The organism is Bartonella sp. AA89HNZF (genome assembly GCF_042196905.1).
Taxonomy (GTDB): Bacteria; Pseudomonadota; Alphaproteobacteria; order Rhizobiales; family Rhizobiaceae; genus Bartonella.
The window spans coordinates 99,152-111,671 of sequence record NZ_JBHIRD010000003.1 but is presented as its reverse complement, the minus strand read 5'-3'; the positions used below and the strand labels follow the sequence as shown (position 1 = coordinate 111,671).

Genomic DNA, 12,520 nt, shown 5'->3' with positions numbered 1-12,520 from the left:
TCCAGAGAGGTTTAAGAGGCAGATAGCCTCTCATTAAAAAACAAATTTTGTAAGTAAAAAACTATTTTTATTGTAAATGTCCTGAAATTACTTTATGAATTAAAGGATGTTTTGGTCGCATACGCAACGACCAAAGGGGCCTTGAAAACCCTAAGTTCTAGCGTAAAAATGAACTCACTTTGTGGGTATCCCGGAATTCCGGGAGTTTTTGCTATGTCCAGGTGCTTTAAGCACTAAAAGCAAAAAGGCTGACTAGAACTCAGTATTTTCAAGCTCCCGGAATACTCATGCGAGGGCGCTCGCAACCGGCGGGGAAAAATGCAATCTCAAAATCTTAATATTGATCTTTTTATTGGCAAAAAAATTCGTTTGAGACGAAAAATGTTGAAGATGTCTCAAAAAACATTAGGTCAGCACTTAGGTGTCACTTTCCAACAAATCCAGAAATATGAAAACAGCTTAAATCGTGTCAGCGCAGGGCGTTTAATGGAAATTTCTGATATCTTGGATGTTCCAGTTTCCTTTTTTTATGCGGATATCATCACAAAACAACAGCCCCCATACCTTCATGATGAAATCGCATCAAGCACAGAAGAATATCTGCTACTCAAAAGATTTAGAGTTCTAACCTCGATAAAACAGAAAGCCATTTTACAGTTACTCGCTGATCAGAATGAGAACTTTTAACATCATGATACAGAGCACTATACTCTCTGTTCTTGGCTTTCTTTCCACACTTCAAAGGACGAAAATCCCTTTCCTATCCGGTTGGTAAACAATCCTGTTTCTCAAGAACTGCTTCTTCTTAGCTTCCCATTTCATATGGTTCGTTTCACAAGATTGTATGGACAAGCCCTCTTTTGAAGATTTACCACACACTTTCATAAAAATACTGTATGGGAAAAGTTTTATGCCTTACAGTACTACAGCTCGAACAATAGCATTTTACAGTACAACAGGATAAGCACTCATGCGTATTTTTTAAAAGGCTAGCTCTCAAAAAGCAATGCTTGAAAATTTATTTGGTTGATCTGGAGCAGTGTACGCATCATTTTATATGATGGGGGATGTGATCTTAACATGTAGGTGCAAAAGATTGCTTTTTTATCGCAATCACTAAAAGCAAAAGTTTATTTAAAATAGACGCAGCAAGAGGCACTGCAAGAAGCCTTGAAATTAAGGCTGGAACCATTATTTATTGATGAATTACCGCTTGAGTGGAAACTAACATATTGCTAGTAAAATTATAAGCAAAGTTGTTCTTATTTCTGGTGTAGAAGCTTCGCAAAAAAGAGCAATAATAAATAAGGGGAATTAAGATGTTAAAATATTTATTGCTGTCACCTGTTGTGTTGGTGGCGGGTTGCGCATCTGTAGGGAGTTATTCATCAAATTATGTTGATCAAAGTCTTACGAAGCGTCAGGCACAATTAGTCGCTAACAAATTTATTAGCGATATCAAGAGACCTCTACCACCAGCTACAACCACACTTCTTATAAAGAAAAATAATACAGCAGACAACTTTACTCCTTTATTTATCAATCTGTTGCGACGGAATGGATATAATGTGATCTATACAGATCAACCTCAAAAGCAACAAAACATGGGTGTGAATTTGAGGTATAGAATAAGATTAAATAGTAGCACGATAGTGTCTCTTCTTCAGTATAACGTGAATGGAGAGCCACGTGCTCATATAAGTACTCAGCCCAAATGAACCCGCTATTTTATGTGGACGTTCTCTCTATTTTAGACGTAAAGACTTAAAAGCGCTTGTTAAAGAAAAGAGATTTGCACCTCAATAAAAACTCTTGTTTTTTAGCCAGAATGAACAAATTTTTCTGTATTTCATCACGATATGAGAAACAATACGTACGAGAAAATAAGTTATGACTTTAGGTTTGAGTATAAGGGAAAGAAGAGTATTAAAAAATAATGAAAAATCCTCCACACTCTAGTGAATTATTGTGCGAAGATGTAAATGCAAAACTTGGTTTATTTAGTGATTCAAGCAGTTGAATAGTCCGCTGTTTGCAAAAAATGAGTTTTTTAAAAATAAAAGGAAAGACAATGGCAAAAAACACTGTCCAACTGCACTAATAGAAGAACCTTTTAAAATATCATAGTAATAAAAAATGGATAGTTTCCAATGTAATTTATCCACGGTGGTTTATTCAAAAGAAATTTTGTAGAAATAGGATATTTTTAACGTTTTTTGCTTCTCATTTAGTGTACCATAATTCTAGCATACCACAATTCGGAGGTTTTGTGGTTTTCATTGCTAATTGTTATGGTGCTATGATGAACGAACGGAGTTTACAACAGCTATTGCAATGCTTTGCGCTTGTGTAAAGAAAATTATAGCTGTTATTGGAGCACTTTAAAAATATCCTCCGTTAAACTTGAAAAAGCCATTGGGCTTTTAAACTTTTAAAATGGATGCTAAATCGTCGTTTTTCTCATAAACAATGGTATGCACATACTTGCCTTTCACTCCTCAAAGGAAAAAAGCTCCTACAGTTGCCGATCTGTAAAAAGTTCAGCGTCTCTTAGGACTAGTTTTCATTGCTTGATCCCTCATGCGGTTCACTTCATAGGGTTTTATGGATAAGCACCTTGAAGATTTATCACACTCACCAAAAACACTTGATATAGTAAATTTACTACGCCTTATATCACTGTCCTAAACAACAGTGTTTTAGGCAAAAACAAGATATACAACCTCTCACTTAATAAGTCATTGTAACAAAGCTGATAAAAAGCCACACTCTCACCCTCGTAATCTCCAATGAGCAAGGTGGTGGACAGAGATCTATGGAAATTTTTGCTGTTGTTCAAATGGGGAGCGATTTTTCAGCCTTTTACAACTTTAATGCGGGAGAGAAAACCGCAATATAAATTTATGTCCTTGAAAATAAGTATTTTTACGCAAGATAATTCTTTGCTCATACTTGATATGATGAAAGAAAAATGTGAAAATTCTGTTCGGTAATGAGGAGAAAACACCATGATCAAGAGAAGCGTTAAGCTGCTTATCTTAGGAATGATTGGGCTTGCAAATTCTGTTGTAAATTCTTCTGGAAATACTGAAGAATTCTCAAGTTTTGAACGTTCTTTCAATACGGTTCAAGATGCGTCAAACACACAAGAACCTTTTCAGCCTTTAAAAGCTGGAGATTATGACCAAGCCTATGACTATTACATTCAAGGTTATTATTTAAAAGCTTTTCGTGAAGCACTCCGACGTGCTGAAAAAAATGATCCTTTTGCACAAACTCTTCTTGCCCGAATTTATATGGAAGGATGCGCTGTTCCTGTTGACGGTGCGCGTGCGGCTTTATGGTTTGAGCGTGCAGCAAAACAGGGGGAACCTCAAGCACAATTACGCTATGGGCTTATGTTGTTTGATGGTCATTTTATGAAACAAAATCAAGATCTTGGTGAACAGTTTATTCGAAAAGCTGTCAATGCAGGCGTCAAGGAAGCCTATTTTTATTATGGACAACTGCTTCTTTATAAAGCCTCACGTGAAAAACAAGCTCTCCCTGGTGTTTCTTCCCAAAGTCGTGAAAATGAAGCAATAGAGCAAGCCTTAAAATGGTACTTAAAAGGTGCTGCTCTTGGGGATGCTGAAGCTGCTGTTTCTGCTGCCAAAATTCTGTCTTTAGGCACATTAAATCGACCAAAGGATGATCGTAATGCCCGTAAGCTCATGGAGGTAGCGGCTCAAAACAACCACTTAGAAGCTCAACTTCTTTTAGCGCAATGGCTTGTACAGGGACGTGGAGGAGAAACAGATTTTCACCGTGCTTTTCATTTACTTCAAAGAAATGCCGTCAACATGATTGCGCCGGCACAAATTTCCCTTGCAAGACTTTATCGAGATGGCACAGGAACAAAAGGCGATATAATCATGGCAGCAGCATGGTATATGCTCGCAAAGGAGGCAAAAATGCAAGCCCCTGATCTTGAAATAATGCTCCAAGGCATGGATAAGGCACAACTAGAAAAAGCGCACAAAGAAGCAATAAAGCTCCTTCCTGTTTTTTAAATACTCCTCTCTGCTTCAAAAAGATAAAATTTATAGAAATTCCGGGAGATTTTGCTCTGTCCAGGTGCTTTAAGCACTAAAAGCAAAAAGGCTGATTCGGATTCAGTATTTTCAAGCTCCCGGAATACCAATGCGAGGGCGCTCGCACTCGGAGGGGGCTTTAAAATGCGAGCCAAAAATCTTGATAATGACATTTTCATTGGTAAAGAAAACGCACTGGTATCATTTGCTTAAGCAAACAATATCCAATAAGCAAAAGAGCTAGGCTATCCCGAAAATTCCGCAAGCTCTATTTTTTCATTCTTTTTGCTTGGATGAAAAACACGCCAACTCTCATTAAAAAACTATTTTTTATTGCCAAGCCTCCGAAATTACTTTACATATTGAAAGGTGTTTTGGTCGCATACGCAACGACCAATAGGGCTCTAAAAACCCGAAACCTCGTACATAAATTTACCCCGCTTTGCGGGTATCCCGGAATTCCGGGAGATTTTGCTATGTCCAGGTGCTTTAAGCACTAAAAGCAAAATGCTGATTCGAGGTCAGTGTTTTTAGACTCCCGGAATACCAACGCGAGGGCGCTCGCAACCGGCGGGGGCTTTAAAATGCGAGCCAAAAATCTTGATAACGACATTTTCATTGGCAAAAAAATTCGTTTGAGACGAAAAATGCTAAAAATGTCTCAAAAAACATTAGGTCAACATTTAGGTGTTACTTTCCAACAAATCCAGAAATATGAAAACGGCTTAAATCGTGTCAGCGCAGGGCGTTTAAAAGAAATTGCCGATATCTTAAATGTTCCACTTGTCTTTTTCTATGCAGATATCTTAACAGAACAACAGCCTCCGTACCCTTATGATGAAGTTATATCAAGTACAGAGGAATATCTGCTGCTCAAAAAATTTAGAGTCCTAACCTCGATAAAACAGAAAGCCATTTTACAATTACTCTCTGATCAAAATGAAAGCTTTTAACATCATAATATAGGGCGCTACACTCTCTGTTCTTAACTTGCCTCCCACCCCTCAAAGGACAGAAGCCCCTTCCCTATCCAGTTGGGAAACAATCCGTCTTCTCAGAACAGAACTCTTTTAGCTTCCCATTTTATGTGGTTCATTTCACAAGATTATCCGGACAAGCTCTCCCTCAAATATTCACCACATACTCTCATAAAAACATCACATGTACAAAATTTGATGCCTTACAAACACCACACCTCAAACGATAGTATTTTACAGAAAACAGAATAAGCATTCATACGTATTAAAAAAAAGATAGCCCTCAAAAAGCAATGCTTGAAAATTTTTTTGGTCGATCTGAAACAGAACCTAACGCATCATTTTATAGATAGAGGACATGATCTTAACATGCAAACGCAAAAAATTGCTTTTTTATCATAATCACTAAAAGCAGCAGTTTATTAAAATATACGCCACCAGAAGCACTTCAAGCAGCCTTTACAGCTGAAACCACTATTCATTGATTAATTAACCTATTGATTAGATACCGATATGTTGTTAATGGCTATAAGTAAAGTTGCTCTTATTTCTGGAAGAGGAGCTTCGCAAATAAAGAGCAACAATAAGTAAGGGGAATTAAAGATGTTAAAATATTTATTGCTGTCACCGGTTGTGTTGGTGGCTGGTTGCGCATCTGTAGGCAATTATTCATCAAATTATGTTGATCAAAGTCTTACAAAGCGTCAGGCACAATTAGTTGCTAACAAATTTATTAGCTATATCAAGAGACCTCTACCACCAGCTACAACCACATTTCTTATAAAGAAAAATAATACAGCAGACAACTTTACTCCTTTATTTATCAATCTGTTGCGACGGAATGGATATAATGTGATCTATACAGATCAACCTCAAAAGCAACAAAACATGGGTGTGAATTTGAGGTATAGAATAAAATTAAATAGTAGCACTATAGTGTCTCTTTTTCAGTATAGTGTGAACGGAGAACTACGTGCTCATATAAGTACTCAGCCCAAATGAACCCGCTATTTAATGTAAACATTCTCTATATTTTACACGTAAAGACTTAAAAGCTCTTGCGAAAGGCAAAGAGATTTGCATCTCAATAAAAACCCTCATTCTAGCCAGAGTGGATAAATTTTATTATAGATTGTGACAATACAAAATAGTGTAAATTATAGCTTTAAGATTTAAGAAAAGAAGAATACTAAAAATAATGAAAAATGCCCCACACCCTAGCGAATTGTTACGCGAAGATGTAAATGCAAAACTTGGACTATCTGTGATTGAAGCAGCTGAAGAGTTTTCTATATCCCGTGTAGCATTTTCTAGGGTCTTGGTAAAAATCCTTATAACGACATTTTCAGTGGCAAATTCATTGGCAAAAAAATTCGTTTGAGACGAAAAATGCTTAAAATGTCTCAAAAAACATTAGGTCAACATTTAGGTGCCACTTTCCAACAAATCCAGAAATATGAAAACGGATTAAATCGTGTCAGCATAGGGCGTTTAAAATAAATTGCCGCTATCTCAAATGTTCCACTTCTCTTTTTCTATGCTGATATCTTAACAAAACAACTGCCCCCGTACTCTCATGATGAAATCGCATCAAGTACAAAAGAATACCTGCTGCTCAAAAGATTTAGAGTTCTAACCTCGATAAAACAAAGAGCCATTTTACAGCGGATCTCTGATCAAAACGAAAGCTAACATCATACGATAACACACCACGCTCTATCCCATGAGACACTCATACAAACTCCGTATTCACATATTCATCACATATTCTTAATTAAAAACACCTCATGGTTTTAGGGAACTTATATCATTACCATCAATTATATCATTGCCATCAATGATGATATTTTACGACACAACGGGATAAATTTCCCCAAAATCCCAAAAAATGTTTGTGTAAATTTTTAAAAAGCTTGCGTCTGAGCACTTTTTATGGTCTTGCAAAGAACTGAAAAGCAAAAATACATAAAGGTCCTTTTGTACTTTTTTCTGCAACGCCCATAAGCAAAGACAATGAAGAGCATACAAGGATTATGGAGAGAGCCGCAAGGCTAACAAGGGGGGGGTAAACCCGAAAATAAAAAAAGAGCTTGACTGTTAAAGGCAGCAAAGAAAAGTGCCATAAAGACAACAAGAGAGTTCTTTTTGCAAGAATAGAATTGGATAGAAACGATGAAAATTAATGGCAATGAAATTCGTCCTGGTAATGTGATCGAACATCAAGGGAGCTTATGGGTTGCTGTTAAATGTAACGCTGTAAAACCAGGAAAAGGTGGTGCATTTAACCAAGTTGAAATGAAAAATTTGATTGATGGTACAAAACTTAATGAACGATTTCGTGCTGCTGAGACAGTTGAACGCGTGCGCCTTGAACAAAAAGATTTCACCTTTCTTTATCAACAAGGGGATGCTTTGGTCTTTATGGATTCAGAATCTTATGAACAACTTGAACTCCAAAAGGATTTTGTTGGTGAACGTGCCGCTTTTCTCCAAGATGGGATGACTGTCACAGTTGAACTTTATCAAGAAAAGCCTATCGGCATCTCACTTCCTGATCAGGTTGCTGTCACGATTGCTGAAGCCGATCCTGCACTTAAAGGACAAACAGTTACAGCTTCTTATAAACCCGCTATTCTTGAAAATGGGATTCGGATTCTTGTTCCTCCCTTTATGAATGCTGGTGAACGTATCATTGTAGACACCAATGAGTTGATTTATTTGCGTCGTGCAAATGAAAAAGATAAATAAAGGAATAAACAATGGCCCATTCTGCAGTCATGAATGTCATGGTGCAAGCTGCAATGAAAGCAGGACGCTCGTTGGTACGTGATTACGGTGAAGTGCAAAATTTGCAAGTGTCTTTGAAAGGACCTGCAGATTATGTCAGCCAAGCAGATCGCAAAGCGGAAAAAATTATTTTTAATGAACTAAGCAAGGCGCGCCCCAAATTTGGTTTTCTGATGGAAGAGTCTGAAGAAATTATTGGAGAAGATTCACAGCACCGTTTTATTGTTGATCCTTTAGATGGTACTACAAATTTTCTCCATGGCATTCCTTTTTTTGCTGTTTCCATTGCTTTAGAAAGCCAAGGAAAAATCGTTGCTGGTGTCATTTACAATCCCGTGAGTGATGAACTCTTCACCGCAGAACGTGGGTGTGGTGCTTTTTTTAACGACCGGCGCTGTCGCGTTTCTGCTCGACGCAGACTAGAAGATTGTGTCATTGCCACAGGCATGCCTCATTTTGGTCGCCCAAATCATGGAACCTATCTTATTGAATTACGTAATGTGATGATGGAGGTCGCTGGATTGCGCCGTTTTGGTGCTGCTTCTCTTGATTTAGCTTATGTTGCTTCTGGCAGAACCGATGGCTTTTGGGAAGATAACCTGCAAATTTGGGATATGGCTGCTGGAATACTGATGGTTCGTGAAGCCGGTGGTTTTGTCACTGATAAAGAAGGCGGCAACAATATATTCCGTAAAAAAAATATTATCGCCGGCAATGAACACATTCGCCTAAAATTAGAAAGAGTTCTCAAAAAAGGCATTTAAGTCTTAAAAAAAATCCAACAGATTACCTCAGCCAAGCAGATCGCAAAGCGGAAACAATATTATCAATGAATGAAGCAAAGCACACCCCAAATTTGGTTTTCTGATGGAAGAGTTTGAGGAAATCATTGGAGAAGATTCACAACATCGTTTTATTGTTGATCCTTTAGATGGTACTACAAATTTTCTCCATGGCATTCCTTTTTTTGCTGTTTCCATTGCCTTAGAAAGCCAAGGAAAAATCGTTGCTGGTGTCATTTACAATCCCGTGAGTGATGAACTCTTCACCGCAGAACGCCGGGTGTGGTGCTTTTTTTAACGACCGGCGCTGTCGCGTTTCTGCTCGACGCAGACTAGAAGGTTGTGTCATTGCCACAGGCATGCCTCATTTTGGTCGCCCAAATCATGGAACCTATCTTATTGAATTACGTAATGTGATGATGGAAGTTGCTGGATTGCGCCGTTTTGGCGCTGCTGCTCTTGATTTAGCTTATGTTGCTTCTGGCAGAACCGATGGCTTTTGGGAAGATAACTTGCAAATTTGGGATATGGCTGCAGGAATATTGATGGTTCGCAAAACCGGTGGTTTTGTCACCGATAAAGAAGGCGGTAACAATATATTTCGCAAAAAAAATATCATTGCCGGCAATGAACATATTCGCCTAAAATTAGAAAAAACCCTCAAAAAAGGCATTTAATTCTTACAGTTTTTTACAAAACCCTTAGAATCTTAAAAAACCACATGAAGAGAGAGTTTTTAATTTTCTTACAGAAAACGATAGAAACTCGCGAATGAGATAGTGACAAAAAACATACTTGCTATAAGCCCCCACAAAAGCAATCCCCAATAGCTTACCTTATTGACGTTTCTGTTATTCAAATTCCCCTGCAAACAAACTGAAAAAGGCAATAAACAAAAAAACATCATAACCAAACGCCCCAAAAAGCAATTATCGCACCTGAGGCAAAAACCTCTCCTACTTCTCTTGAGAGATCACTCTTACACTGCGCGCAAAAAAATTGACTCTAGAAGAGCCCACTCTCTCCTTTTTGGTAAGAACTGCGGCATATACCTCTATTCTCTTTTCACAAAAATACGCAATTATGCCAATTTCCATTAATATATTAATTCATACAATTGTTACCAGCCTTTCCTTCTTTTCAGCATTATTCCAAAGTATGTATCAAATAGGCATAAGATTTATTGCACTTCAAATAGTTATTTGCGAGAACCGCTGCCTGTATTTCATTCTCAAACTGTTCTTTATTTTTATCAATAGCCTCTTCCAGTACCTTTACCTTCTCATCCCCAAAGATAACTTGTAATTTTGTTTGTGTGGTAAGCTTCTCCCAAAAGATCAACCGGTTATCGCATGTCTCATTTGATGATTTCATCCACTCTTTAACGCCTAATTTGTAAGCTTCTTCAAATGTTGGTATCTTTTCATCAAGGACTAGGTCTTTTTTCTCTTCTTTATCTTTCTTTCTACAAACCTCCATTGCCCTTTCAACCGTTGAGTAACAACAACTTTTATCAAAGGCAATATATCCTTCTTTCATCGTATCAATAAGCATTTTATAGTAAATAAAAGTTTCTCTTGCCGCCTTATAATCACTGGAAACATCATACAAGAATAACAGAAGCCCCTTTTTACAAATGCATAGTAGTCGGTAATTATGAGACAGAAAACATCCACACCGGTCTATAGATTCTAGCATCTCATATTCTGTATATTTAGGTCTGTCTCTTTCTATGTCTCTATATTCAAACATGCTTACTTTTATATCTTCAGACATGTATCCTTCTATATTATCTTCAAAGCCAATTTCCGCTTTTAACTCTTTATGGCGCTGTAAAGCTATATCTTTTTGTTGCTGTTCGTATTCAGCTGTAATCATATCATCAATCATATATAACCACCAATGAAACAAGAGCATTGTAGGCTTATAGCGCTTTTTTTTCGTCAAAGGGTCCACAAACTTTCGTAATGTGACGCCATTCTGTCTCATGAATCGCACAACTTTAGGATAAGTTTCTTTAAAAATTGGACGCATCATTAATTCATTTATTTTTTCGATGTGCTCAGCAGTAAATTCTACTTCCAGCGCCTTTTCATAGAGAAAAAATATATCTACATATCCTTGAGCACAAATATCTTGCACCATTGGATGCTGCTGTTCTTTAGATTCATAAGATTCAGAAATGTATCCAATTTTTTTTATCTCTAATATACTCCTTTCCCATTCCTTTACTTCTTCATCCCATTGTTTAATCCATTTTTTGGGTATTCTTTGGGTTTTTTCAAAAAGCTTTTGATCCCATTGTGCAATAATATCTTGGTATATCGCACACTCTCGATCTTTTAGCTGCCATAATTTCTCACATTGCTCAAGTTGTTCAATTAATTGCTTTTTATGGCTATTTGCGAACGCCAGCATCAAACTTTCCACAAAATAGGCTATAACTGCCACACTTAATAAAGTCTCCATTGAAAATTCGCAAAACCAAAGCACACCGAGTATGATAATGAATAAAATTGTATCTCCGAATCCTTTCCACACCTTTTTCATAACCTCCACAAAAACCTCTGCCACAACCTCAAAAAGATAGTTTAATATAACCATTCCTATGATAGCGATTGCCCCTATGACTATCAGTAATATGAAGCCCATTACCACTTCGCCCAATTCACTCATTCTTGCTTTTATTCTCACCAACATTTAACGCAGCTCTTTTATCGATCCCTCGATATTGTATCAATATGTGTATATCTGATTTGAAAATCACTACATATTATATTTTAGTAAAAACAATACACAAAATATAGATATTTTTATTGGTAAAATAAAACAATTTGTATTTAATTGTATTACTCTTATGCTTTATGCCCTTTAAAAAAGAGCTTTATAATTCTTAAAATGCACTCCCATAATATTGGTTCAAAGTACTCAAACGCCTAACACAGCAAAACATGGCTGCGTGCTCACCTTGTTTTGTAAAATTGATAAAAAGTGTCTCTCTGCTCATTTATCAGCTCTTTTTTAGTAAATCGACATCATCATACACTTTCCTAACCCCTAATGTTATTACAGCCCCTAAAACTTGAGACGCTTCATGAAGAGGACTTATTCTTTCTAAAGTGTTTACTTCACGCAATCTTCCCTGCTTGGTATATGCAAGAGACATGGTTTTAACTGATTTAACATAACCAAATTTGAAATACGAAAATCCTATGGTATTCATGATCTCTCATGAAAAACAATGCGTTATCATTATAAATCAACGTGACAGTGCTGTTATGAAGAGAACTCCTTGCTCATCTTAATAGTCCATAGCGATTTAACTGGATATTATTTTATATTCTGTACACAGATGAAGTATTTTTATAAAAATGCTTCATCTCAGGCAGAAAAAAGAACAGCCCGTTAAAAAAGAAAAACACCTTAAAGCTTGCCTTTCTTTTTTCCATGAGAGTTTCAAATTGATAAGCCTATCTGAAAAGAGTGCTGTTTATGCCCTTAAAGATACTGCTCTTGTATCAAGATCACTTACTCAGATGAAAATTGCAGTTTAGCCAAATGCGCATAAACATTATTTTTTATAATGAGTTGTGTGTTCCTTCTTCCACAAGAGAGCCTTTATTCATCACGAGAATACGATCCGCTTTTAAAATTGTTGCCAAACGATGGGCAATGACCAAGGTTGTACGATTTTGCATCAACCCTTCTAAGGCATCTTGCACCAACTTTTCACTGTTTTCATCCAAAGCAGATGTTGTTTCATCAAGTAGTAATACTTTGATTTATAATAATAATTCATTGTCTTGTATGTTGAATGAGAATCCCGAATACCGTAGGATTCTCTCATTTCAAATCGGTTCCATGGTGAATCAATCAAAACTATGTTTCTTGCACGTACCAA

10 protein-coding genes and 3 pseudogenes are annotated in these 12,520 nt (G+C 36.9%); 10 read left to right on the top strand and 3 right to left on the bottom strand.

Going from position 1 to position 12,520, the window contains the following annotated elements; all coding sequences use genetic code 11:
- Positions 1-318: 318 nt before the first annotated feature.
- The 10 genes and pseudogenes from ACFIN0_RS02560 to ACFIN0_RS02515 all read left to right on the top strand — a co-directional run.
- On the top strand, positions 319-687 hold the full coding sequence (locus ACFIN0_RS02560) for a helix-turn-helix domain-containing protein (RefSeq protein ID WP_375701845.1): 369 nt from the start codon (positions 319-321) through the stop codon (positions 685-687).
- Between the two features lie 632 nt (positions 688-1,319).
- On the top strand, positions 1,320-1,718 hold the full coding sequence (locus ACFIN0_RS02555) for a hypothetical protein (RefSeq protein WP_375610283.1): 399 nt from the start codon (positions 1,320-1,322) through the stop codon (positions 1,716-1,718).
- 1,290 nt (positions 1,719-3,008) lie between these two features.
- Positions 3,009-4,052: a tetratricopeptide repeat protein gene (locus ACFIN0_RS02550; RefSeq protein WP_375701844.1), complete on the top strand. Its 1,044-nt coding sequence runs from the start codon at positions 3,009-3,011 to the stop codon at positions 4,050-4,052.
- Positions 4,053-4,657: 605 nt separating this feature from the next.
- Positions 4,658-5,026 carry a helix-turn-helix domain-containing protein gene (locus ACFIN0_RS02545; protein ID WP_375610285.1) on the top strand — a complete coding sequence of 123 codons (369 nt, stop codon included), beginning with the start codon at positions 4,658-4,660 and terminating at the stop codon, positions 5,024-5,026.
- A gap of 627 nt (positions 5,027-5,653) precedes the next feature.
- Entirely contained in the window at positions 5,654-6,052 is a 399-nt protein-coding gene (locus ACFIN0_RS02540) for a hypothetical protein (RefSeq protein WP_375610286.1), read from the top strand.
- Between the two features lie 196 nt (positions 6,053-6,248).
- A complete protein-coding gene (locus ACFIN0_RS02535) occupies positions 6,249-6,431 on the top strand; it encodes a hypothetical protein (protein WP_375606555.1) in 183 nt (60 codons plus the stop codon).
- Positions 6,392-6,742, top strand: a pseudogene (locus tag ACFIN0_RS02530) (helix-turn-helix domain-containing protein). Before ACFIN0_RS02535 ends, ACFIN0_RS02530 begins: the two are co-directional and overlap by 40 nt.
- A 480-nt stretch (positions 6,743-7,222) precedes the next feature.
- Positions 7,223-7,798 carry an elongation factor P gene (efp, locus tag ACFIN0_RS02525; protein WP_375606557.1) on the top strand — a complete coding sequence of 192 codons (576 nt, stop codon included), beginning with the start codon at positions 7,223-7,225 and terminating at the stop codon, positions 7,796-7,798.
- 11 nt (positions 7,799-7,809) lie between these two features.
- The gene (locus ACFIN0_RS02520) at positions 7,810-8,601 is read left to right on the top strand and encodes an inositol monophosphatase family protein (protein WP_375701843.1); all 792 of its coding nucleotides are present in this window, start codon (positions 7,810-7,812) and stop codon (positions 8,599-8,601) included.
- 8 nt (positions 8,602-8,609) lie between these two features.
- Positions 8,610-9,296: pseudogene (locus ACFIN0_RS02515) on the top strand (inositol monophosphatase family protein); the annotation flags it as partial.
- Between the two features lie 469 nt (positions 9,297-9,765).
- On the opposite strand, the gene ACFIN0_RS02510 reads toward ACFIN0_RS02515, so the two are convergent.
- The 3 genes and pseudogenes from ACFIN0_RS02510 to ACFIN0_RS02500 form a co-directional block, all read right to left on the bottom strand.
- A complete protein-coding gene (locus tag ACFIN0_RS02510; RefSeq protein WP_375701842.1) occupies positions 9,766-11,319 on the bottom strand; it encodes a hypothetical protein in 1,554 nt (517 codons plus the stop codon).
- A gap of 310 nt (positions 11,320-11,629) precedes the next feature.
- The gene (locus tag ACFIN0_RS02505; RefSeq protein WP_375701841.1) at positions 11,630-11,755 is read right to left on the bottom strand and encodes a hypothetical protein; all 126 of its coding nucleotides are present in this window, start codon (positions 11,753-11,755) and stop codon (positions 11,630-11,632) included.
- A 392-nt stretch (positions 11,756-12,147) separates the two neighbouring features.
- A pseudogene (locus ACFIN0_RS02500) lies at positions 12,148-12,395 on the bottom strand (ABC transporter); the annotation flags it as partial.
- Between the last annotated feature and the right edge of the window lie 125 nt (positions 12,396-12,520).